We start from the raw sequence: 24,564 nt of genomic DNA on the forward strand, positions 1-24,564 counted from the left end.
CTATTCACTCATTCTATCATTCGCTCATTCACAATTATTTCCTCCCCAGCGTAATTAATACTACTCCGGCCAGGGCGATGACGGCGCCGATGAGAGACTGACTGGTGAAGATTTCGCCCGCAAAGACGGAACCCAGCAGCATGGCCACAACGGGGTTCACAAACGCGTAAGTGGAGAGAAGCTGGGGCGGGGCATTGCGCGCCAGCCACGAATAGGAGGAGAAGCCAATAATGCTGCCAAAGATTACCAGATAAAACATGGAGCCAATGGCCATCGAAGGCGCCTGTAAGATGCTGAGTGGAGTAACCGGTTCAACGAGCAGGCTAACAATCATCAGAACACCACCGCCCACCAGCATCTGAATCCCACTGGAAATCGTACCCGATGGCAAGGTCACCCGGGGCGTTAGCAACGTGCCAATAGCCCAGGCAAAATTCCCGGCGGTAACCAATCCCGCGCCGATTACGTTAGCGTCGACACCGCCGGTTCCCTGTAGTTTGTCCGGTTTAACGAGGAAATACACTCCGACCACGCCCAGCACTAGGCCGGCAAGCGCCAGATTCGTAGGACGTTGCCGCCCGAAGGATACCCAGTTGAGCGTGAGCAGGAAAACAGGTAATAAACCACCCAGCATGGCCGCCATACCCGTTGGGATATACTGAAGTCCTACGGTCAGGAAACCGTTGGAAATGGCGAGTAGCAGGATACCAATCAGGCCCGCCGATTGCCATTCAGCACGGGTAGGCCGCGGAGTACCCGTTAACCGGGCAAACCCATACATCAGCGTTCCCGACGTCAGGTACCGCATGGACGCCATGTAGAGGGGAGGCATCTGTTCCGTCATGAAATGAATGAACAGGTACGTAGATCCCCAGAGAATATAAACGGATGTAAGCGCCGACCAGAGCTTTAAACGGCTCGGTTCGGTTGACAAGGATGGACCAGCAACTTGCATAAAATCAGTAAAGGAGACATTGGAGACTCATTTACGTTACAAATTTCGGCTGATTTCTGCGATTTTTTATATTATCTGCAATTGATTATGAAGATTCTAAGCAAAATTTTATTTGGTTAGTAGAAAACTTCCGTTTTGTTGGCTTCGAGTTGCTGAATAATACCGGCATACGGCCCCTTGGTAGCCCCTTGCCGAATGAATGGGTTCGACCGTAGATAAAGATGTTTTAATTGTTTCATCCCGGCCAGTGAGGCTGGTAGTTCCTGCAGGTTGTTATTACTCATGTCCAGATCTTCCAGGGCTGTTAGTGAAGTCAATGTCGTTGGGGGTACCGAGAACCAGTTATACCCCAGGTCCAGCACGCGTAGCTGATTCAGCTGTCCCAAGCGAGGAGGAAGCTGGCCGATACGGTTATGATGAGCGTACAGCTCCTGCAACCGGCGGAGTTTGGGTAGTGATTTGGGAAGTTCGCTTAGATTATTATGTGCCACGGCTAGCTGTTCCAGCCGTTTTAGCTTTCCCAGTTGGGCAGGTAAAGCAGTTAGGTTATTATAATACAGATCAAGCGTCTTCAGCCTCTTCAGGCGCAGAAGGCTTTTGGGAAACGCCATCAAGCCGACATTGTAAAGATTAAGATCGTTTAAGCGACGTAACGTTTTTGCCTGAACATCCAACAGGTCATTATTTCCCAGCCATAGACTGGTCAGTCGTCGGTTCTTGCGTAACGTAACGGGTACGTGAGCGAGCCGGTTACGTTGCAGGTTAATAGAAACAAGATGTTTGTTGCGTGAAAAGTCAACACTGTCTTCAGTCAGTAGATTTGTCATCAGGTTTAACCGTTTTAGTTTGGGTAGAGCGGTTAAACGGGCGGGGAGATGCGTCAAATTATTATTACCCAGCTCGATTTCTTCGACGTTGGTAAAGCGGTAGAGTAGAGCAGGAATCGTATCCAGATGAAGCCCTGAAAAAACAAGGCGAGTGACTGTATCAGGCCGGTTCGTCTGCGCAGCCGTACTCAGATCATTTATCGTATTCTTTGCTGGTATAACGTGCCTTTGTTGTCCACTAAACAACATGATGAATGAGTCGTAATGAAATGGTGTAGCAATGAGGTAACTCCGCACGGTTAATTGGTGGGTCGCAAAAAATTCGCGAATAAGCCCGGTCAGAATGCGTTCCTGGTCATCGGGCCAGAGCTTGTCGGACTCCAACCGATACGTAATCAAGTCTGCCTGCCCATTCGGCTGAAAATAGCCATTAAGAATAAGAAGTGCTTCATCTTTTGGTTGAAAGCGCTTTTTATGCAAGAAACGTCGAAAGTCTAACACGAGATTTCCGTTGGCAATTTCGTAAGCGATGTCTTTAACGGTAGCTTGCTCTGCGGGCTTGATTGCCGGTAAGTAAGTACGCATCAATTGTTTTTTTGTGTCGTCGGGAAGGTCGATCGCTGACCTGACCTGAACCTGAACCTGTGCATTGACTGACAAAGCAGCCAGAAAAGGGAGTATAAGTAGAATAGTTTTCATGGGGCAACGTATTAATTAGTTGTATAACGTAATATTTAGTTGTAAGGTATAAAAAAGAACCGGAACGTAACGCTCCGGTTCTGTTCACTAGCTAAAAATCTGATTATTTTTTGGCTTCGCCACCGCTCACCGATGAAGCAGGTTTCTGCGCGGCTGCTTTCTTAGCCGCATTCGCAAAATCACCGGCTTTGATGATTGATATCTTGCTAGGATCGATGTGTTTTTTCATCGCAGCGTTTACTTGCTCGGGCGTCAGAGAGGCTAGTTTCTTCTCGAAGTCAGCATCCCAGTTCATCGTCCGGTTCAAGTACAGATAATTGTTCAGTGTGCCAGCCAGAGAGGGGTCCTGGGCTCGGTTTACCATCCGCGACTGTACCAGCCCAGCGCGGGCGGCATTGATCTCGTCGGCCGTGAATCCTTCTTTTACGGCCTTATCCATTTCTTCGCGGAATGCTTTCTCCAGACGCTCCGCGTTTTCAGGATTGTAAATGGCGTAAGTCATAAACGAGCCCGTTTTGTCGAGCGGGTTAGCTGAGATGTTCGATCCAACCCCGTAGCTGATACCTTCTTTCTGCCGGATACGCACCGCCAAACGTGAGTTCAGGAAACCACCGCCAAGCATGTAGTTGCCCAGTACCAGTGCTGGATAATCTGGATCGTCATCGCGCAGAGGTAGATTCACGCCCGCTACCATCATCGCGTTGGCCTTATCAGGCGTTTCAATCGACTGGGGCGTTGGTTTAATGTCGTTATAAGGAGTTACCAGTCGGCTGAATGGCTTTTTCGCTTTCCAGGTGCCTAGTTCACTCATCACCACTTTCTTCACTACAGGCTCGTCAAAGTCGCCCACGGCAGCGAACGTGCCCGCCGAAGCACCGTAAAAATCCTTGTGAAACTGCTTGAGGTCGTCCAGTTTGGTCGCATTCAGCATGGCTACGTCCTCGTCCGGGGTACTCGTATAGCGAATATCCTCCTTAGAATAGGGACTCATTTGCCGGCTATACATGGTAAACGCAATAGACTGCGGTTCGGACCGTTGCGCTTCGATTTGTGCCAGCTGCTCTTGTTTCAGTTTCTCAAACTCGTTCGCGTTGAAGGCTGGATTTTTGAGCATGTCGCTCACGATCCGAATAACTTCAGGTAGATTTTCCTTGGTCGTCTTGATCATGGCGTTCACCTGGTTGCCACCGCCAAATACGTTCACCTGCGCTTTGAGCTTGTCCAGTTCGTCTTTGATCTGCTGACGGCTGCGCGTAGTGGTCCCTTTGTCGAGCATACTAGCCGTTAGACTAGAAATGGCCGCTTTGTTCATCAGCGATTTCTCGTCTCCATAGCGGAGCGTCAGACGGGCGTTCACCTCGTTGCCCCGGGTCGACTTAGGTAAAAGAGCTAATTCTAAGGTATTCGGCTGCTCGACGCGTCGGGTGCGCCCCTCAATATTGCTTGGGGATGGATCGAACGCTTCCCCTTGGGCCACCAGGGCACGCCCCTTGTAATCTTTAACAAGGGCTGCCACATCGGGCGCCTGTGGGACGTCTACCCGGCTGGGTGCCTGTTCTGGAACGAACAGACCGACGGTCCGGTTTGACGGCTTGAAATAATAGCTGGCAACTCGTTTTACGTCGGCAGGGGTTACTTTTTCAAGGGCATCGCGGTAGAGAAAGCCCAGACGCCAGTCGCCCGTAGCGATATATTCACTCATGGCCAAGCCAACGCGCTCGGCGCTCTTGAAGCTCAGCTCAACATCTTTCAATAATTTAGCTTTAGCCCGGTCGATTTCGGCTTTGTCCGGCGTAACGATCGCAACCGAGTCCAGCGTATTCAGTAAAGCTGTTTTAGCGTCGTCCAGAGATTTATCCTTGAGCATCTCAGCCGCAAAATATACGTAGCCAGGGTCCTTCGTGGTAAACGAATAGCCGTACTGCTGTGAGGCTTTTTTGCTCTCTACCAAAGCTTTGTACAGCCGGCCACTGGGTTCGTTCGTGAGCACCTCAGTGATAACATCCAACGTCGGGTAATCGGGGTGAGACCCCGGCATGGTGTGGTACAGAGCAGACACTACTTTTGTGTCGCCCACGCGCCGGAGTGTTACCGTCCGTTCACCATCCTGCGTCGGTTCCTGACTGTACGTTGGTTGAAGGACCCGCGTTGGTTTAGGGATTGCACCGAAATAGTCGTTGACCATAGCCAGCGTCTTACCCTCGTCGATCTTACCTGCTACGACCAGTACGGCATTATCGGGCTGGTAGAATTTCTTGTAAAATGCCAGTAGATTTTCGATGGGTACTTTTTCGATGTCGGTTCGGTTCCCGATGGTCGAGTTACCATAATTATGCCATAAATAAGCCGATGACACAACCCGTTCATTCAAGACATTTTGAGGGGAGTTTTCGCCCATCTCAAACTCGTTTCGAACAACCGAAAACTCCGTCGCCAGGTCTTCCTTCTTGATGAACGAGTTAACCATTCGATCCGACTCCATATCGAGCGCCCATTTTAGGTTTTCGTCGGTGGCGGCAAAAGTTTCGAAATAGTTGGTTCGGTCAAGCCAGGTGGTTCCGTTGGGTCGGGCTCCGTGCGAGGTTAGCTCCTGGGGAATGTTGGGGTGCTTGGTTGACCCTTTGAAGACCATGTGCTCCAGCAAGTGGGCCATCCCGGTTTCGCCGAGGCCTTCGTGCCGTGAACCAACCAGGTACGTAATGTTAACGGTAACGGTCGGTTTGGAAGGGTCGGGGAAGAGCAGCACTTTCATGCCGTTCTTCAACTGGTACTCGGTAATCCCTTCCACGGAGGCACCCTGCGTGACACCGGCAGGCAGGGTAATTTTAGCTGGCTTATCCTGGGCCAGCGTGAGGGCTGCGCTGCTCATAACGACGGCCGTCGCTAATACGCAACGCCGGGCTAATTGAGCGAGTATCGCTTTGTTCATGAGGAAAAAAAGAGAAGTTGGGTATTTTTAACTAAACTACGTGAATAGTTGGCAAGATGAATAGCTGTTAACAATTTTTATAAAAATATTGGATGAGCGGTAGGGGTACAAAAAAAGCCGGAGCGTATGCCCCGGCTTCTCTTTATCAACTGATCGGTTATAAATCAGCTACTGTCTTATTGATTTCATCTTTCGTTTTACCAGTTTTCTGCTGGAGTTTACCCCACATTTCGTCTTCTTTGCCTTCTTCGTAGGTTAGATCGTCATCGGTCAGTTCACCGTATGCCTGTTTGATCTTGCCTTTCAGTTCGTTCCAGCCTCCTTTGATCGTAGTCTCGTTCATGATCGTAGTGTTTGACGTTGAATAATAGTTGAATAATATGCATAACCACAGTGATTACATCAATAGAACTAAATGAAGACAAAATTGTTTCGGCTGGCTAGTAAACAGCAACGAGTATTCTGTCACAACTACTTATTTGATGCGGGTCCAGGTTTGGGTTTTGCCGAGTAGCGAAATGCCAACGTACCCCCGAACGTCCAGTGTATTGGGGTCTTTGAGGGTCATTTTGCAGTTATATTCTTTGCCATCTTCCGGATTGTAAATCTTACCATCACTCCAGACGTTACCACCATCATATTTAAAGTTATACATGAGCGGTAGATTCAGTAATGGGCGAGATCGGCGGCTGGCATCCTGATTCTTGCTGTCGGTTTTGGGTTTCCCCGTTTCCGGATCGTTGGGCTCTTTCAACCAGATTAGCTTACCGAAATACGTACCGCCTTTTTCGTAAATCTGGACGTGGCCCCGTTTGGTACCGTTTAGCCAGGTACCTACCACCGCGCCGGGATTATCCTTGGGCGCGAAGGACGTAAAAAGTAGTGTTGCAACAAACAGAAGGGCGATACGCTGAAAATGTCGCATGGTGGTCAAGTGTTTTTTGAATTTAACAATGATTTTATTGAATAAACGCAAAGATCAGAATTCAGCGTACAGGTATAAATAAATTTGCCTGTATTTTGTCAACTTGTGTTAACCAGCAGGATTACTACGTATCAGCCGTATGTTTAAACGAGACCCCAACCGGAGTTACCCAACCGAAACCGAATCACGTGTTATTATCCGGTTTCAGGATTGTGATCCGTTGCAACACCTCAACAACGCCAAGTACTTCGATTATTACTTCAACGCTCGCGAAGATCAGGTAGCCAAGCTGTATGATTTCAGCCCCGGCCAGTTATTTCGCGAACTGAAAACCAGCTGGGTAGTCTACCAGCATCAGATTGCCTATATCCGCCCCGCACTGGTCAGTGAATGGGTACGTATTTCGTCGCGGCTGATTTACTATAATGAGGACACGATCGTGACGGAGTACTACATGATGGATGATGGTAAAACGCACCTCAAAAACGTACTCTGGGTAACATCGAAATACGTCAGCGTGGTAACCGGTAAACGAATCCCTCACGACGACAAGGTGATTGGTCTGCTGGAAGCCACACTGGTTCCTCACATTGATTTCCTCAGCCTGAACTTCAACGATCGCATCCGGGCCATTAAAGAACAAGTTATAAAATAGGGGAGAAAGGAGGAAAGGTGAAATGAACAGTAAGAGTAACGCTTCAGCATTACATTCTCTATGTTCAATTTTTTTCTCCATCTTCCCTTTCCTCCATCCCGCTACGGCGGACCGTTCCCCCTCCTCCTTTTCTCCTCTTTTCCTAATGAAACTCCTGAACAACCTGACCGTTCGCGTACTGATTGCCATTACGCTGGGTATCCTGACGGGCTATTTCTTTCCTGAAACAGCCGCTAAACTCAAGCCCATTGGCGATCTTTTTATTAACCTGATTAAGATGGTCATTGCGCCGATCATCTTTCTGACCATTGTACTGGGCATCAGTAATATGGGCGATCTGAAAAAGGTGGGCCGCGTGGGCGGGAAGGCGTTGCTTTATTTCGAGATTGTTACGACGGGAGCGCTGGCGATCGGTCTGATTCTGGCTAACGTAATCAAACCAGGCGAGGGCGTGCAGACGGCCGCCGTCAAGGGGGGAGACGTTTCCAAATACGCTGAACAAGGGGCGGGGATGGACTGGACGGAGTTCTTTCTGCATATCATTCCTGACAATGCCGTAAAAGCCTTCGCTCAGGGTGAAATCCTGCAGGTGCTGGTGTTTTCTGTATTATTTGGTGTTGGTCTGACGAAAATGGGCGAGACCGGCCGACCGTTGATTCAGACGTTCGAACGACTCTCCAAAGTGTTTTTCAATATCCTGAGCGTCGTTATGGTGCTGGCTCCGCTGGGCGCGTTTGGGGGCATGGCCTTCACCATTGGAAAATACGGGTTGAGTACGTTGCTGCCGCTGGCCAAACTCATGGGTACGGTCTACGCTACTATGTTCCTGTTCGTTTTTGTGATCCTGAACCTGCTGTTACGTTACTATAAAATCAGTCTGTGGTCGGTACTTAAATTCATCAAGGAAGAACTGCTGATCGTGCTGGGTACGTCTTCGTCGGAGTCGGCCCTGCCGCAGATTATGGAAAAGCTTGAGGTGATGGGCTGTTCCCGCTCGGTGGTGGGGCTGGTCGTTCCAGCGGGGTATTCATTTAATCTGGATGGCACGTCGATCTACCTCGTCATGGCGACGGTTTTTCTGGCTCAAGTATTCGGCATCGACTTATCACTGGGCCAGGAGCTGACCATCATCGGCATTCTGATGGTGACGTCGAAAGGAGCGGCTGGCGTAACGGGCAGCGGTTTTATCGTACTAGCTAGTACGTTAACCGCTATCAAAGTAATTCCCGTTGAAGGGCTGGCGCTGCTACTGGGCGTCGACCGGTTCATGTCCGAAGCCCGCTCCATCACTAACATCATCGGCAACACCGTCGCTACTATTTTTATCGCCAACAACGAAGGCGACTTCGACCGGGCTAAGTACCGGCAGGCCATGCAGGAGTAATAGTAGTTAAAACTGGGATTGATGGTTACATCGCACGTACTCAAGCGCTGTTTTAAGTAGAGACGTAAGACGGAGATTTGAGGTCGCAATGAGGAGGTCTTAGGAATGTCGGTTCTCTCAAGTGTCGTCCAAGGGGGGCTGTTTCTATGCGAAGCAGCCCCTTGATGAGTGAACCCCTGGGGGTACCTAAGCATCACTACGACGTCCGCGCCAGTCACGGATTCAGGGGCGATCTGTTATCTTGCCGATATGAAAATTCTTCTGGCAGCGCTTCTGATTGGTACCACCTTCTCCCTTCAGGCTCAACATCAGCATCAACTTCTCCCCGATAGCCTAAAGTTGATGCTCAACAAAAGCTTCGCCATCCTCCAAACCAACGCTATCAATCGGGATACTATCGATTGGTCGAGGCTCAGAGAACAAGTCTACCAAAGGGCGGCTACGGCAAAATCCTATCAAGAGGTAGCCGCTGTCTACCCTTACCTGTTTCAACAAATTGGCGATCATCATGGCGCCCTGCAACTCCAGGGGCAAAGCTACTCCTGGAAGCCAGCTAAAACGTCTTACGCGAATCAAGCAGTACGTAAAGCCATCAGCACCTATCCCTCCGTCCGGGTACAAACCATTGGCGAGGACGTAGGCTATATCTTGCTACCAGGTAACCGCGATTTCACCGGTAAAAACATCAATGCGGATACCCAGGCGATCCGGGATGCCTTACGCGCGGTGAATACGGGCAAGATCACCAAGTGGATTTTGGATCTGCGCGTGAACACGGGGGGAAGCATGTACCAAATGTTAGCTGGGCTGGCTGATCTTTTAGGCGAAGGCATGGTGGGTCAATTTGTGAACCAACACAAACAACCCGATGGGGCGTGGATCATCAACGCGGGTAACATCTATTTGGATACCCAACAAGTCTCTTCGGTGGCTCATCTGCCGTTGGGCATCCCCAATGATCTTCCGCTGGCCGTGCTGATCAGCGGCCAGACGGCCAGTTCGGGTGAAGTGGTTGCCATCGCTACGGTGGGTCGAAAAAATTCGGTTCTGATTGGTGAGCCCAGTGCGGGCTACACGACGGCCAACCAGGGCTTTTCGATCAATGAGCATGCCGGTCTGAATCTAGCCGTCGATTATGACGCTGATCGACGAGGTAAAATATATACGGACCTGGTTCGACCCGATATCGAAGTGCTGGGGGGAGATAATTTCGAACAGCTTGACCACGACCAGAAAGTACAGGCGGCTCTGCACTGGTTTCGCAGCCGATGATACGTTCTCAGCATTGACGCTCAATAGCTGGTTTGTTTATAAACGGCTTAGGCGTACTGGGCCCGCAAGATTAGTCGGGGCCGGTATCCGTTGCGCCCCAAGGTCTTACCGATTTATGTTACAGCTTACTCCGTGAATCGTAGTGGCGTTACCAGTCGCCAGTCCGATTGTGGATTATTGCGCTCAAACATAATATTGAAGGCAAATACCGTCTGCTCGGTATTGTGCTCAGTTAACGTCGATCCGGGTAAGGCTGCTGGATCCCCGTGCAGGGGAGTAAACAGGGAAACTTTATAGCGATTGCATCGTATGGGGCGCTGGCTGAGCTCCTGAAGTAGTTGTTGATAGAAGCGTTGAGAGATAGCATACATAGGCTGCGTTGATAAAGCGATTGTATGTCTACAACGAGAGGAGAGCCAGATCGGTACAGTCACTGAAACATTTTGTTGATAACAGGCACGGCTCGTTCACTAGATACACGCTTCTCAGCGTCCCGGTCACCCCATCTTATAGCTTATCTGTCAAACCGATAGAGTCACCACCTGCTGTCCGTGGTAGTAACATTGATCGACTGAGTACCCGCCCCTGATTATTGTGGTTCAGGGCGTAATCATTGATGTAGGGCAGACTGGAAGGGCCGCCATTGGTTGGTCTACGCCGAATGATATTGTTGGCATTCGCCGTAAACTCGGCGTAGTCGAAGTTGCCGCTCCAGAACAGATTTCAGGTCGGATCAACTCGCCGGTCGTACTCATATTTATAACGACTTGATTGGATGTTCCTGGGCTTTGGAACGACCGTTTCCTTTTTAATTACGTTGCCATTCCGATACGTGTAGCGCTGATGAACGAAACACGGCTTAATAGTCATGCTCTCAACTAAATTGCCATCCTGATCATATTCTATTCGACAAAAAGGCAACCTCATTTTTTGCCAAACCAGATCATCCCATGAAACTACCACTAAAGATAACCGTCTCCGCTCTTTTACTTTTGGGGGTTAGTGCCTTCGGCCAGAAGCAGAGCACGAAGTTGGCAAGCCAAACAATAAATCTGACGACAGATGAGCTGAAAAATAAGATCAAAGGGGGCTGGGCCGGGCAAACCATCGGTGTTACGTTTGGTGGTCCCACCGAATTTAGATACAACGGCACGTTTATCCAGGATTACCAGCCCATTGTCTGGTACGATGGCTATCTGAAAAAGACCATGCTCGAGAACCCCGACCTGTACGATGATATCTACATGGACCTCACGTTTGTGGAGGTACTTGATCGTGCGGGGCTGGATGCGCCGGTTGATTCGTTTGCTCATGCTTTTGCTCAGGCGGGTTACAACCTATGGCACGCCAATCAGGCCGCCCGCTACAATATCCTCAATGGCATTAACCCACCACAGTCCGGACATTGGCTCAATAATCCCCACGCTGATGATATTGACTTTCAGATTGAAGCGGATTTTTCCGGACTGATGGCTCCGGGTATGCCTAATGCGGCCATTGCCATCGGCGATAGGATCGGGCATATTATGAACTATGGCGACGGCTGGTACGGCGGGGTGTATGTTGGGGCAATGTACTCGCTGGCATTTACATCGACCGACATTCCCTCAATAGTAAACCAGGCCCTTGTCGCTATCCCACCCAAAAGCCAGTTTTACCAGTGTATTGCCGATGTCATTGCCTGGCACAAAAGTATCCAAACGACTGGAAGCAGACCTGGATGGAGATTCAGAAAAAATGGTCCGAAGATATTGGCTGCCCGGAAGGTACTTTCGCGGCTTTGGACATCGATGCTAAACTGAACGCGGCCTACATCGTACTGGGCTTATTGTACGGAGAGGGCGATTTCAGGAAGACGTTGGAAATAGCTACCCGCGCTGGTCAGGACTCTGATTGTAATCCCTCGTCGGCGGGTGGCATTCTGGGGACGATGCTGGGCTACAAGAAGATACCTGCTTTCTTCAAGATGGGCCTTTCCGACGTGGAAGACATACCATTTAAGCACACGAGTACGTCACTCAATAAGGTGTATAGCATCAGTTATAAGCATGCCCTCGAGATGATCAAGCGAAACGGCGGGCAGGTTGTCGGCAATACGGTGCGAATCAAACAAGTACCAATCAAAACGGTACGGTTTGAAAAGAGCTTTGCGGGCCTGTTTCCCATTGCCAGAACTTCCTTTAGTCAGGGAAGTGGCAAAACCGAGTTTAGCTTTGACTTTACTGGTACCGGCTTTGCGTTGCGGGGAGTAGCAGCCAAAAAACGGACTGACTTACCCGAAGTCATTCTTGAAGCCGACGTCTACATTGATGGTGTTAAGCAGGAAATAGCCCGGTTGCCAACCAGCTTCCTGACCCGGCGGTACGATCTCTGCTGGAAGTACCAATTGCCGAACGAAAAGCACTCGGTTCGGGTGGTGGTGAAAACTCCCAGCGCTGATTATGAGCTTCGCACCTGGGATTACGTCGTCTATTCGAACAAGCCAGCCGATTTACGGACTAGCAAAGATGAATAGATGACGTTACCCCCCTGCTCTGGCAAAGAGCCGCATTGCTGTGGGGTGATTCTATGTCCCATTGAATACAAAAAATGCTTCCAAGGGAGACGGAAGGGCTTTCATGTGGCGTCTTTCCAAACTGAGTGATTTTTGAGAGGGTACACACCACTCTGAAAGACGGTCGTGTTTGCTGCTTTTCTTAATAATCATTAAATCTGTGAGCCCAGTTTGAAATTAATACGAGTCTTCTATAACCTTATCGGTCTTATAACGATCGCTATGAGAAAAATAAGGACTATTCAAGCACTCTTCGCCCTGATCATGGGGCTACACGTTTCCGTCACCTTTGGCCAGACCACCTCAGAAATTGACTGGCTTAATCGACAACTTAAGCCCATCGCATCCGTCAATCCGAATCACTTGTCAAATGGCGACCTCGAACCATTCAGGCGAATTGTTAAACAAGCCAGAGTAGTAGGCCTGGGAGAGTGTACGCACGGTAGTCATGAGATTTTTCAGATGAAACATCGGCTATTGACGGACTTAGTAGAGCAGCTTGATTTTACCATCTTCGCCATTGAAGCCGACTTCGCTGGTGCCCAAGTGGTCAATGAATATGTGCAGTCGGGCACCGGCGATTCCTTATCAGTACTGAATGCATTAGGGTATTGGACCTGGTATACGGATGAGGTTTGGCAACTCATCAAGTGGATGAAAGCGTATAATCAAGTTCATCCTCGTAGACTCGTTTTTACTGGCTTTGACATGAATGTGCCTTATCCAGCCATTAAAGCCATACGACGTTATGCGGTTCAACGAACAGACGTGGCGTTGATGGGTTGGGTCGATAAACTCGATACGTTATACCGTAGCAACGCCCCAAAACAACCCAATTGGAAGAAGCAAATCCAACAGTTATCAAAAGCCATCCAGAAGGAGCTTGAAACTCAGATGGCATCTCCAGTCTTGCAGCAATCTGCTCATACTCTGTTTCAGTACGCCCAACTGAGAAGCAAAGGCTTCCATGCTGGTAATATGTTCCGGGATAAATGCATGGCTGCCAATATTGACTGGATAGGTCAGCAAAACCCTAAGGCAAAAGTGGTACTATGGGCCCATAATGGACACGTCGAAAAAAGAAGTGGCTTGTCTAAATCAATGGGCCATTATCTGGAAAAGACTTACGGCGCTGATTATGTATCAGTAGGCTTTACGACGGGGCAAGGTACTTTTACGGCAATCACAATTGACCCACAGACCAAGCAGCGACATCTAAGCCGTGTCAACAGCTTGCAAGAGCCTATTCCTGATTCGTTTGAGAAGTGGTTTGCGGGATCCAGTGTGGCTAACTTTTATCTGGATCTACGAACCCTGCCTATCGACCACGTAGAAGCTGGCTGGTTAAGCCAGAAAAAATGGATGCGGAACATAGGTTCAGCAGTATCTGCCACGCCAGACTATCAGTTCACGCCAAACCATCGTATACGCGAGCTTCACGATGTGTTAATTCATCTAAACCAAACGACTGCCTCCCGATCCTACTTAGTAAAATAAAAGCCGCTTAACTGCTAAGCGTTGTACAGACAGCTACACACTAGCAGAGCAAGAGCCCTTCATACTAATACCTTGGCCCATCTGCAAAAACAAGTACATTTAAGTCAACGATTAAGAGGTTGTTTGTGGAATAATTTTGGGGTCACAAAATCGCCATTTTTGTCATTCCGACGCAGGAGGAATCTTCGTTAACAGGCGATTCTGTTTGCTTTTAACGAAGATTCCTCCTGCGTCGGAATGACAAAAATGCTTCCCCAAACAACCCCAAGGCGTAAAATAACATTCCTGGCGCCACTGGGACAAGCCAGGGGGAATATTTATACACCGTGGAGCGATGCTACGTTCGGGGCTTTCCACCAGAATTGGTTCGACCAAGGTTCCCTGATTACCACATTCCCTTATTGGCCAGCAGGAACATTCGCGTCCACTAAGGATTCCAGTAAGTCGGCTACTTCGTAAATAGCCTGATGGCGCTCATCAAGCACTCTTTCCTTGTAACTGGTAGAGGCTGTCAACTGGCGAATGGCCGGAACGATCTCTTCGACCCCATCTGCCAGAATACCGACCCCATGCTCAACCAGCCAGGCTTCGTTGGCGCGCTGAACCGGACGCATACCCCGACTTTTCAGGGCAATGAGGGGTGTCTGCGTGATAAGTGCTTCAGTAATCGTCATAGCCCCTGGTTTACCAATGGCAAAATCGACTATATGAAGATAACGGATGGGCGTCTCCTGAAGGTAACCGAACACGGCTTTTGGATAAGGCATTTCTAACTGATTGATGGCGTCATAAACGGCCTGGTTCCGTCCGCACAGAAAGATCATGTTTACCGGGTGGGCCGATTTCGCCACCGCTTCGGCGATGGCCTGCACATGCGTACATCCCTGGCCACCAAAGGAAACCAAGCCGGTTGGTAAAGCAGGATCAAGTCCCAGCCTACGTAGCGCGGATTCTCGATCAGTTAGTGGTGCCTGGTAACAATCCGGATCGACAACCATGCCCACAATTCGGTGATTATGCGAAGCGGATATGCCAGCAGCTTCAGCCTGCGCCCATAGTCGAGCCGTTCCATTCAGATAGTGCTGCTCTATTTTTGGCGTAAACCAGTAGCGGGGCTTTACTTCGTCGAAGTCGACGGGAATAGTTACGCAAACCACTTTGGGATTCACGACCCGAACACTCTGGTACAGAGCAGGATTATACATTGGCGTTACCGACACCACCATGTCAGGAGGAGCATCGGCCCAGAAGGTGGCTAATTGAGCAAGACCTTTAGTCGATACTAAATCATGGAATAAGAGCGACAAATTAATCTGGCCGCCCAGATCAAACACCTTATCCTTTTTCAGCTGTCGATTAAAACGGTCGATACCATACCGCACAAGGCGACCCAGGCGGTGATGCCGATCGAATACGTCCACAATATTCACCAGACTGACCTGCCAGTGAGGGTATTTTTCGTCAAGCACTCGTTTAAGCGCAACAGCCGCCGATCGGTGCCCGGAGGCTGCATCAAAATATAAAATGGCGATTCGTTTGGTCATTGGTTATGGAGTTACGAGGTGAGGTAGTTGGGCGAACAAAACACATATAAATTGTTTAGCGCCCGTACCCATCTTCGTCTTCAAACCACCGGGTACGTGTTTGCTTATGAACACGTTCTTTACGTTGACGACCCGGCGAAAGCATAGAGCGTGTAAATATTCATGAGCTTGTGCAAGGCCCAGTCTTCCTGATCAACAACCGTTCGAAAGCCATGATGGTGGAATAGACTAACCAGTGTAGAAAGCCGGTTTTCCAGATCGTGAACCTCAATAATAAACTGACGGATTTTGGGCCAGTCATTTTCGTCAATGCCTTGAATAACATCCAGTTCGCTGCCTTCTACATCTACCTTAATGAGGTCAATCTGCTTGAGATTGTTTTCCTGAATGACTTGGGAAATTGTCTTGAGTGAACAACGTATTCGCTTCGTTTTTACGCGTTGTGCAGTACTCATAACCACCAGCGGTAAACCCACCAAGCCCAGCGTTGGGATGCGTAGGTATCGGTTCGATAATAACCGGTTGAGGCTACGGGCCAAGCCCGACGGGAGCCTGGAAACCAGAGCCATATCATTGATCAGCGCCTGCAACCAAACGAAAATGCTCAGCTGCTTTTGGGAACTCTGAGCGATCACGTCGGGATACATACTGGCCGTCATACTTAGTGAAGGATTGAACGTAAACTCAGCTGTACCCGACCGATTCGACAAGCCAATATTCAGTAACTGAGCATTTTTCTCCGGAAAGAGTGTCTTAGCATTTTGCTGCAGGACCGCAAACAGCGACGGAATTGGCTCGAACGCGAATAGCCGAAGATTTTGGTAGGATCGTGCTAGAAACAGCGAATACAAACCAATATTAGCTCCTATGTCAAAGACGCAGTTCCCGTCAGCGATCTCAACCCCATGCTGCTGATACGATTGCATCGTGAATATCTCATGATACAATACATCAGCTTCGGTTCCATTCAAAGCGTTGACAACTAACCCATTGGGCAAATAGACCTGTTTCATGTTACGGATACAAAGGGACTTCTTTTTTGCTGTTAAGCAGTGTACTCTCAGCTTGCTTTTCCATCACCAGCCATTCACCATTGACTGGGTTACGATGGAGAATTGGTAAGTTTCCCTGGCCAATATGGGTAAACTGCTGACAAAGGAATGGAATCAGTTTCAGAAATCCGGGCAGACCGTTTCCCCACATTATCGTTGATATCTGCATGGCCAACCGAAACTTGCGGGCCTGATAAACCAGGATCTCGAATCGGAATACGCTCAAGTAGTAAAATGCCTGTTCTGGTTCAAAATCAGCCAGATAGATTGACGTTTCCGTTGGATCACATAATATTGCCAGATAAGTTGCCTTGCCTTTGCCCATGATATGATGCGTTAGTAACAGAGCTGGAAATATTCGCTGACCTTTAACTGGAGCCCCAACGTACCCAGAAAATACGGTTCTAGCTTAGCCAGCAGAGCCAGACTCAGCTGATTCAGAATAATATCCAGCTCCTGTCGCTGATGCCAGTCACATACGTCTCTGAAATGGGCTACCACTTCGGGCATGCGCTGCCAGTCTTTACCACTCCTGTTTACCAGCGGGATGAACTCGTTCCAGAAAAAGTTTATGTTGGTGGATAAGCCTAAATCAATAGCCGGCCATAGCTGATCGACGGGACTGCTCTGAGCCAGTCGCTGTAAAGCCCTAATATGGAGAGCACGTCGTTTACAGTGAACGGCATCCGGATGAAATAGCTCAGCCCGCCCAGTCCTCGAAGAAAAAGTCCCCAAACCAACGTAGCGTGCAATCATTCACTAGCTAGATCAAGCAGGATCATAAGAGCAGAACGTAACAAAAGGGCTTAGTAATGCCGTTCGAGTACGTACCAGCCGAAGGCCCGCATCTTGATCTTTACGTCCGAATCGGGAATCAAGGCGTCCAGCTTCCGCCACGCATCTTCAACCAGTTGTTCTGCTTGCACCTTACAGGCTTCAATGGCTCCGCATGCTTCGAGCTGCTCGATAACGCCGTCAATCACAGCCCGGTCCGCTGGTTTGCTGCGAATGATTTCCCATAAATCCCGTCGGGCGGGGTAACCCAATCGGCTCATCGCTTTGGCTACAGGTAGCGTAATTTTGCCAGCGGTGATGTCTTCACCCCGATTTTTAAGATTGTTCTTAAACCCGCGCAGGTTCAGTACGTCGTCAATGATCTGAAAAGCAAGCCCCAGCGCTTCCAGAAACTGCCCCACTGCCGCCACCTGTTCCGCTAATCCGTCGGCAAGAATGGCACCCAGTTGGGCCAGCGAACTGGCAGGTACAGCTGATTTAAGCCGATGAACAGCCAGGATTCGATCTTCCAGCTGAGTGCCTCGACCATAGCCAATTACTTCGGGCATAAGTGCACTGAACCCATCAATGTCGATTGCCTGACCGGCATGAGCTGCCCGCAGGGTTTCGAAATACAGGGCATACAGCTTCAGCTTTTTGGCATCCGAGAACGTAGCATCAGCGAGCAGTAACTCGCCTAAAAAGTAGCAGGCATTACCGGCATTTATGGCAATCGCCTGGCCATACAGTTTATGACAGGAAGTTCCGCCCCGCCGAATGTCTGATTCATCCTGTACGTCATCCACGATCAGCGATCCCGTATGCAACAGCTCCGGCCAGGCAAGCCAGTTCAGGTATTGCTGCGAGTTGCCCCCGACTAAGTCAATACAAGCCAAAGCCGCGTAAGAACGCCATGATTTACCTCCTCGGTCGATCATTTCCCGAATGGGTTTTATCAAGGCCTGGCTATACTGAACCGGGTCAAGGCCATCAAGGTAGTGCGGATGTTCATCGCTGGCCACTAACCGACGGATCTGCTCATCGGTGGGGTTAAGTGGTAGCAATGCCTGAACTGCTTTTCGTGTTTGTTTGGTGACCGCCCGGAAAAAATCATCCAGCTTGTCAATACGCCCAAATCCGCTACGTTCTACATAGCCAAGACCTACTACCGGTACGTGATCAACCGTGCCTCGGATGCTGACGCGTCCTTCCCAGAAGGCAGGTTTGGAAATCATCGTGATAAATTCCTGAGCGGCTAGATCCGCTTCCACGAATAAACTGACTTTAGCGTCAGGAATATCCAATTGCCAAGCGGTTGGGTAACTATCAAATGTGCGGGAACTCGTCCAGCTCTTGAGTGGCTGAAGGGTGAAGTCGGTGTACTGATGGGCATTCCCCTGTGGGTCAATCAGGATGACCCATCGGCCACAACCGGCGCCATTCTGATTGTTATCAAACAGGTCATAGGCGCTGATCCGATAACCATTTCCGAGTTGCACTGAAATCCAGTTCCAGGCCGTGTCATGCTCGATCGTGCCTTCTGGTGCTTCAGTAGTAGGCTTTCCAAACTCGTGATCATACCAACCGGTTGCTTCAGCGACTGCAACGGATTGGCCATTCAGGACAACAGTTCCCTCCACACGACAATGGGGCATGAAATAGTAAAACATATCCTCCCCAGCTGTGCCGCGTACGACGCCATCGTCGCCATGGCGCACCGGTGGCGTCTGTGACCGGAAATACAGATCGGTCCCAACCTGCTTATCTGCATTCAACAAAGTCAATCGGTAACGTCCATCGGCTTGTTTACCGAATTGGTTTCCATCGTAATCGAGGTCCAGTTCATTCAAACTGACTGAGGCTTCCTGCGTCAGTAGTCGGTCGGGTAGCGGAACCTGTCCTTTCCGAAATACTTCCTCCAGAGCCCGTTGCAGTAGCGGGTCGGTCGTATCATTGCCCCGCCGTATGACATCCAGGCCAATATCGGGGGCCTTGTGGTCAACGGCTGAGTCGGAATGATACTGCTGCGCGCCAACGTCTGTCAGTGCCCAGGTTAGCGAATGCGCATATCGGAACTCCCCAGTTGCTTCGTTACGTCCGACGGCCATCCGGAAAAACGAAGCAAACAACGAACACAGTCGACCATCAGCCAGGGTAAAGTGGCTGTTGACATACCACCACTCAATGGTCGATGAGGCATGGGGGCGGTCGTGAATTGATAAGTCAATGGGGCCTGGACCGGGCCAATCACGAGGCAATGAGTGTTTTCGTTCGACGGCTGCTACGGGTGTAATCAATGCAGAGGGGGCTGGATTTGCCATGGTCACGGATCTTAAGTTAAGTTTAACCTTTCTAGCATCATTCCAGGAGCCTACCAAGCCCAAACCAGCGGCAATAATTAACCCGTGGCTACAGCGAAGCATAGCCAAACAAGCAGTGTACTACTGATCTATACAGGAAGTTGATTCGTCGAGAGTTAGCCGATCGGCTTACACTAATTAACCTTCAAAAATAATCTTTTTTCTAAAATCTGATCATTAATTGTAACTACTCACTGCTTCACGATTTTGACTGCCATAATTACTCAGGTAACTACGCATCATCAACTTTATTCGATAAAGCACGCAGGTTGTAACGAGGCAGAATGCCCGCTCAATAAAAAGTGGAAATCTCGTTAAGCGCTCGCCCTTTCTCGAAGGGTGTCTCGCCTGCGTATATACGAACGGGGTGGGTCTGTATAGCTACACTGAGGTTATGATGGTGGCTAATAGCTACCTGTGCTTTACCTGTTAACTGCGGTCCAAGGATGTAGTTGAGAGGAATTATTCTTCCTGTTCTACACCCGCACGTAAATCTTACGTTTATCGAGCCACCAGCCAACGGCCCAGCAGAGTAGCATGAAGCTAAGCGCGAACAATAACGAACCGACAGGGCCGGGAGCAAGCGGTTGAAAAATGCTGGTGTTGATAGCACCGAAAAGACTGCCACCGTCGGCGGGAATCATATAGAGTGCAATGGCCAGCACTTCGGAGAGCAGATAGAGAAACAGTGGGTTCTTGCCGGGAATCAGGAAAAAACGCGTCCAGTTAGCGGGGTTCCACTGGCGTATTTCAACGGCATAGATCAGCGCGCCCATTATTACCAGATCGAGCCCGGTGGTCAGTAACGTGAACGGACTGGTCCAGAGCTTTTTATTGATCGGGAAAACCATATCCCAGGTCAGCGCCAGTAAAATGAACAAGGCCCCCATCAGCAACACTTTCGTTACGCTTTCGTAAGTCTTGCCGTGCGTTTGGACAAACTGGCCGGCGTAGTAGCCAATGATGACGTTCACAATGGCGGGCAAGGTGCTGAGCAACCCTTCCGGGTCAAATGGGACGCCACCGTTGCCGTGGTAGAGATGCGCATCGCCCAGCATCGCCTGGTCCAGATACAGAACTGCGTTGCCCGTCAGACTCAGCGGGTCCGTTACGTCGCCAAAACCGATCAGCAACAGCCAGTAGCCGACCAGAAACGCAATGCTCAGAATAACCACCGTTCGAAACGGTAAGAAATAAACCATCAGCGAAGCAATTCCGTAACAGACCGCGATCCGCTGCAAGACCCCCCAGATCCGGGTCTGGCTGATGGGGAAAGGCAGTATGTCACCCCCGTCTCCCAGTTTAAAGAACGGAAACCAGTACATCAGATAGCCCAGCAAAAAGATCAGGGCGGTCCGTTTGGCGACCTTGGTCAGTACGGCCCCGGTGCCCAGCGCGTGGTACTTCTTGATGGCAAAGCTCATCGCGTTACCGACCACGAACAGAAAGGACGGAAAGACCAGATCAGTAGGCGTAAAGCCGTGCCAGTTGGCGTGGTTGAGAGGGGAAAAGGGCGTGGCCCCGCTGCCGGGGGTATTCACGATAATCATAAAGCAAACGGTCATCCCCCGGAACACGTCCAGCGAAAGAAACCGATTGTCGGTCTGGGTCATACGGCTAACTGAAAAGAGGAAAACGAATTTGCCCCGCAAACGGGCAATGAACCTGTTGCGAGGCAAATTCGCGAAAAACCACGAAAGGCGTATACTTATTTGGTTTTCGTGTGATATTTAGCCAGAATCGACATGATTTTATGCTGAATCTCGGTGTTTTCGTACACGCCCCGAAAGTCCAGGGAATGCGGACCGTAGGCAAAAACGGGCACCATAACACCTGAGTGGTCATTGGTGCTGAAGTTGCCATCGACGTAGCCTCGTTTCAGATCACCATCCAGCAGGCTGAGCCCGCCCGTCTCATGGTCGGCGGTGACGATCACGAGCGTTTCGCCGTTTGAATCGGCAAATTTGATGGCTTCGCCAATGGCCCGGTCGAAATCAATCATTTCCTGCACGACGTAACGCGTGTCGTTCACATGACCGCCGTAGTCGATTTGCGCGCCTTCGGCCATCACGAAAAAGCCGGCTGGGCTGGGCTGTAACGTCTGTAGCGTTTTGCGCAGGGCCGGTACCAGAAACGCGGGGCGGCCCTTGTAAATAGAACCCACAACGGAATCGTCCAGCAGAACGAACGGTGGTTTCAGTTGCTCCAGGTCTGAAAACGTTTTGCCGATCTGGTAGCCGCGCTGCTGGAGCGTATCCAGTACTTTTTGTTCCTTAAAGTACCGGTGACCACCGCCGATGAGGATGGACACCGGACTACGTAAAAAGTCCGTTGCAATTTCCCGCTCAAACATCCGGTCGGGCTGGTGGGCGTAGAAAGCGGCCGGGGTTGCGTCGGTAATGGGCCCGGACGAAAGGATACCGCTGGGCATATTCCACTTTTTGATCAGCGCGGGAATGGCCGGTAGCGATTTTCCCGTCGCGTCGACGCCAATGGCGCGGTTGTTGGTTTTCTCACCCGTGGCCATAGCCGTGCCGCCAGCCGCTGAGTCGGTGATGTACGTATCAGCCGCGCTGGTTTTCGAGAAGCCAATGTTCAGCAGTTTGGCCAGGTTCAGATCGCCCCGGTTGCCGGTCAGACCGGCGTAAATCTGGGCGAGGCCCATCCCGTCGCCAATCAACAGGATCACGTTTTTGACCCGGCTACGGCTGTCGTTGTTGCGGTACGTCGGCTGGTACGGCGTATGGGGCGTGGGTTCGGCGTATTCAGCCGTTTGGCGAGTACTCAGGAAACGGCCCAGCCCCGATAGGTTGTCGGTATTAATGAAATCGACGCCCAGGTTCATCAGCGATTTCCAGGTGTTGATGTTATCCGGTGTAGCCCAGAAGCGAATCTTCTTGCCCTGTTTGTGGACCTGATCAACGACTGCCTGAATGGCATCCCGTTCTTTCTTAACGATCAGCCCCTTGCCATTCCAGCGGGTGTATTTCTTGAAATCCTGACTGATCAGACCAATATGAGTCAATTGCTCCGCGGTGTACGTAACGGTAGGACGCCCATCGAATTTGAGCCAGTCGGGAAACTGCGCGAACTGGGCGGGCGCTGGTACGTTACCGCTGACCACGACCTGCACCGGACCATTCGTGCCAAAAACATCAGGGTAGGCCGACAGCGCCTTCACTAGAAGAGGTAGCGACTGAGCGGCCGGAGTTTTCAGGTCGATGAGCCACTGTAAGGTATAATCAGCGTCGGCGTAGGCCTTACCCTTATTCGCCTTCACTTTTCCGACGATGGGTTGGAGGTAGAGCGCGTCGAGCGTCCGGTCGGGGGTGATATCGGCTGTGTCGTGAGCGACGTACAACTGACCGTTTCGGGCGTAAATGTCGGCTTCGATGGAGCCAAACTGCTGATCGTAGGCCTGCCAGAATGGAATCGTATGTTCGTAATCATTGTGGGCGTGCGCCTGCGCGGGCGAATACTGACGGGTCTGGGCCAGGCTCAGGCTACTTAGGCAGGCCAGTAAGCCCGCTAAAAAGTGATGTCTCATACGAAAAGAGCACCACCCGACCAGCCGTGAGGCAGCAACCGGGTGGCGCAGATTATTACGTTATTTTACCAGCCCTGGTTTTGGGTCAGGGCACCTTTGCTATTCTGAATCTCAGTCGGCGGGATCGGCCACACGTTCATGTAAGCCGGATTGAATGTCCGGGCCGCGTAGATGACCGAACCGTCTGCGTGGTGTAGCGGCTTGGCGTACGTAGCTTGCGCATCGCCCCAACGCACGAGGTCAAAGTGCCGGTCGGTCCACTCGCCCCCGAACTCGCAGCGACGTTCCCGCTTCAGATCGGTTAGCGTTACGTTGCTCAGCGCCGTCAAACCGGCACGGGTGCGGATCTGGTTGATCTCCGTGTCCGCGTTTTTGCCCAGCATTAGTTTCGCTTCGGCTTTCATCAGCAACACGTCCGCGTAACGCAGCAGTGGTACGTTGAGCGAGGTCGATGGTTTGTCGCCGTTAGGGTTCACGTACGAACCGACCGGGTTAGCGTAGGTGTACGGCTCCATATATTTCCGGAACTGATAACCCGTCCGGTTGCTCGAACTCACCTTGAACGTACCGACGTTGAATACGCGCTGTTCGCCGAAGAACTGGAACGTATCGCCCGTTTTCAGGATCGTCACCTCCCGGCGTTTGTCGCCCGTGGCGAAAGCGTCGTACAGTTCTTTGGTCGGATAGAAATTTCCCCAGCCATTATACAGCCCCCAGCCTTTGTCTTCCAGGCAAACGCCGGGAAAGATGCAGCCCAGTCGCGTATCGCTGGCGCTGGACGTAACCGACCAGATATACTCCTTCGACCAGTTGTTGGCTACCTTGAACACGTCTTCATAGTTTGTGAGCAAAGCGTGTTTGCCGCTGCTTATAATCATGTCGGCGTATTTTTCGGCGTTTGCCCAGTCTTTAGCGTAGAGATACGTCCGAACCAGGTAGGCCCAGGCGGCTGTTTTGTGCGCCCGGCCGTAGTTAGCGGTCGTGTACTCCGAAAAATAAGGGAGCAGATCAGCCGCTTTTTTCAAATCTTCGGCAATGTAAGTGTAGTTCTCCGCGACGTTTTTCGCCCGACCTACATAGATATTTTCTGGGTTGCTGCGATCCTGAATCGGAATCCCCGCCCGGTCGTCGCCGTACCGGTACGCCAGTTCCAGGTGCATGATGGCGTGGTTGAAATACGCTTCACCCAGAATCCGGTTTTTGAGCGACTCGGTCATTGTGATGTTCGGTACGTTACGCAGCACGTCGTTACACCGCTTCATCACCTGGTAGTGCTTCCCCCAGATTGGCCGCGTGTCCGATTCGTTACCGTCCACCTGGAAATTCTTGATCCGTTCGGCGTTGGCGCGGGGTTTGGTACCGATGTCGTCGCTGGCGTTATTGAGCCAGAAGAAGCCACGACCGTACATGTCGTCGTCGGAATACAGTGCGTACAGGCTGTTGGATCCGGCAAGGGCGTCGCTTTCCGTTTTCCAGAAGTTGCCGGTGGTAGGAGCGCCCTGGGGTTCCAGGTCGAGTTTGCTGGAGCAGGAGAGCGACAAACCGCACAACGCCAGCACAAAGAATTTATAGGTCAGTTTCATAAAGCCG

At 50.6% G+C, this 24,564-nt stretch carries 20 protein-coding genes; 6 read left to right on the forward strand and 14 right to left on the reverse strand.

Annotated features, from left to right (window positions below; all coding sequences use genetic code 11):
- Positions 1–34: 34 nt before the first annotated feature.
- The 5 genes from ACYVAD_RS18785 to ACYVAD_RS18805 all read right to left on the reverse strand — a co-directional run bounded on the left by ACYVAD_RS18785 (position 35) and on the right by ACYVAD_RS18805 (position 6,335).
- Positions 35–955, reverse strand: a complete 921-nt coding sequence (locus ACYVAD_RS18785) for an EamA family transporter (protein ID WP_461141060.1) — start codon at positions 953–955, stop codon at positions 35–37.
- 116 nt (positions 956–1,071) lie between these two features.
- The gene (locus ACYVAD_RS18790) at positions 1,072–2,481 is read right to left on the reverse strand and encodes a leucine-rich repeat domain-containing protein (RefSeq protein ID WP_461141061.1); all 1,410 of its coding nucleotides are present in this window, start codon (positions 2,479–2,481) and stop codon (positions 1,072–1,074) included.
- Positions 2,482–2,584: 103 nt separating this feature from the next.
- Entirely contained in the window at positions 2,585–5,410 is a 2,826-nt protein-coding gene (locus ACYVAD_RS18795; RefSeq protein ID WP_461141062.1) for a M16 family metallopeptidase, read from the reverse strand.
- Between the two features lie 157 nt (positions 5,411–5,567).
- Positions 5,568–5,753: a CsbD family protein gene (locus ACYVAD_RS18800; protein WP_461141063.1), complete on the reverse strand. Its 186-nt coding sequence runs from the start codon at positions 5,751–5,753 to the stop codon at positions 5,568–5,570.
- A gap of 132 nt (positions 5,754–5,885) precedes the next feature.
- The gene (locus ACYVAD_RS18805) at positions 5,886–6,335 is read right to left on the reverse strand and encodes a DUF2147 domain-containing protein (protein ID WP_461141064.1); all 450 of its coding nucleotides are present in this window, start codon (positions 6,333–6,335) and stop codon (positions 5,886–5,888) included.
- Between the two features lie 139 nt (positions 6,336–6,474).
- Between ACYVAD_RS18805 and ACYVAD_RS18810 the strand changes: the two genes are divergently transcribed.
- The 3 genes from ACYVAD_RS18810 to ACYVAD_RS18820 all read left to right on the forward strand — a co-directional run bounded on the left by ACYVAD_RS18810 (position 6,475) and on the right by ACYVAD_RS18820 (position 9,646).
- Entirely contained in the window at positions 6,475–6,990 is a 516-nt protein-coding gene (locus tag ACYVAD_RS18810; protein ID WP_461141065.1) for an acyl-CoA thioesterase, read from the forward strand.
- A 145-nt stretch (positions 6,991–7,135) separates the two neighbouring features.
- On the forward strand, positions 7,136–8,374 hold the full coding sequence (locus ACYVAD_RS18815) for a dicarboxylate/amino acid:cation symporter (protein ID WP_461141066.1): 1,239 nt from the start codon (positions 7,136–7,138) through the stop codon (positions 8,372–8,374).
- A gap of 249 nt (positions 8,375–8,623) precedes the next feature.
- A complete protein-coding gene (locus ACYVAD_RS18820) occupies positions 8,624–9,646 on the forward strand; it encodes a S41 family peptidase (protein WP_461141067.1) in 1,023 nt (340 codons plus the stop codon).
- Positions 9,647–9,771: 125 nt separating this feature from the next.
- Here ACYVAD_RS18820 and ACYVAD_RS18825 read toward each other — a convergent pair whose 3' ends face one another.
- Positions 9,772–10,017, reverse strand: coding sequence for a hypothetical protein (locus ACYVAD_RS18825; RefSeq protein WP_461141068.1), 246 nt, complete (start codon positions 10,015–10,017; stop codon positions 9,772–9,774).
- 579 nt (positions 10,018–10,596) lie between these two features.
- On the opposite strand from ACYVAD_RS18825, the gene ACYVAD_RS18830 reads away from it, so the two are divergent.
- From ACYVAD_RS18830 to ACYVAD_RS18840, 3 genes are all read left to right on the forward strand, one after another.
- Positions 10,597–11,448, forward strand: coding sequence for an ADP-ribosylglycohydrolase family protein (locus ACYVAD_RS18830; RefSeq protein ID WP_461141069.1), 852 nt, complete (start codon positions 10,597–10,599; stop codon positions 11,446–11,448).
- Positions 11,427–12,161, forward strand: a complete 735-nt coding sequence (locus ACYVAD_RS18835) for an ADP-ribosylglycohydrolase family protein (RefSeq protein WP_461141070.1) — start codon at positions 11,427–11,429, stop codon at positions 12,159–12,161. Before ACYVAD_RS18830 ends, ACYVAD_RS18835 begins: the two co-directional genes overlap by 22 nt.
- 261 nt (positions 12,162–12,422) lie before the next feature.
- A complete protein-coding gene (locus tag ACYVAD_RS18840) occupies positions 12,423–13,697 on the forward strand; it encodes an erythromycin esterase family protein (RefSeq protein ID WP_461141071.1) in 1,275 nt (424 codons plus the stop codon).
- Positions 13,698–14,095: 398 nt separating this feature from the next.
- Here the strand turns inward: ACYVAD_RS18840 and ACYVAD_RS18845 are convergent, their stop codons facing one another.
- The 8 genes from ACYVAD_RS18845 to ACYVAD_RS18880 all read right to left on the reverse strand — a co-directional run bounded on the left by ACYVAD_RS18845 (position 14,096) and on the right by ACYVAD_RS18880 (position 24,557).
- Positions 14,096–15,241: a glycosyltransferase family protein gene (locus ACYVAD_RS18845; RefSeq protein ID WP_461141072.1), complete on the reverse strand. Its 1,146-nt coding sequence runs from the start codon at positions 15,239–15,241 to the stop codon at positions 14,096–14,098.
- Positions 15,242–15,360: 119 nt separating this feature from the next.
- Positions 15,361–16,254 (reverse strand): FkbM family methyltransferase, encoded by an 894-nt coding sequence (locus ACYVAD_RS18850; protein ID WP_461141073.1) that lies wholly within the window; start codon positions 16,252–16,254, stop codon positions 15,361–15,363.
- Position 16,255: 1 nt separating this feature from the next.
- A complete protein-coding gene (locus ACYVAD_RS18855; RefSeq protein WP_461141074.1) occupies positions 16,256–16,618 on the reverse strand; it encodes a hypothetical protein in 363 nt (120 codons plus the stop codon).
- 11 nt (positions 16,619–16,629) lie between these two features.
- Positions 16,630–17,049, reverse strand: coding sequence for a hypothetical protein (locus tag ACYVAD_RS18860; RefSeq protein WP_461141075.1), 420 nt, complete (start codon positions 17,047–17,049; stop codon positions 16,630–16,632).
- A gap of 50 nt (positions 17,050–17,099) precedes the next feature.
- Complete coding sequence (locus ACYVAD_RS18865) at positions 17,100–19,388, reverse strand: polyprenyl synthetase family protein (RefSeq protein ID WP_461141076.1); 2,289 nt, start codon at positions 19,386–19,388, stop codon at positions 17,100–17,102.
- Positions 19,389–19,903: 515 nt separating this feature from the next.
- Positions 19,904–21,040, reverse strand: coding sequence for an acyltransferase family protein (locus ACYVAD_RS18870; protein ID WP_461141077.1), 1,137 nt, complete (start codon positions 21,038–21,040; stop codon positions 19,904–19,906).
- Positions 21,041–21,135: 95 nt separating this feature from the next.
- Positions 21,136–22,974, reverse strand: a complete 1,839-nt coding sequence (locus ACYVAD_RS18875; protein WP_461141078.1) for an alkaline phosphatase — start codon at positions 22,972–22,974, stop codon at positions 21,136–21,138.
- A 65-nt stretch (positions 22,975–23,039) separates the two neighbouring features.
- Positions 23,040–24,557, reverse strand: coding sequence for a RagB/SusD family nutrient uptake outer membrane protein (locus ACYVAD_RS18880; protein ID WP_461141079.1), 1,518 nt, complete (start codon positions 24,555–24,557; stop codon positions 23,040–23,042).
- Positions 24,558–24,564 lie beyond the last annotated feature (7 nt).

It is taken from the genome of Spirosoma pomorum, from assembly GCF_054776615.1.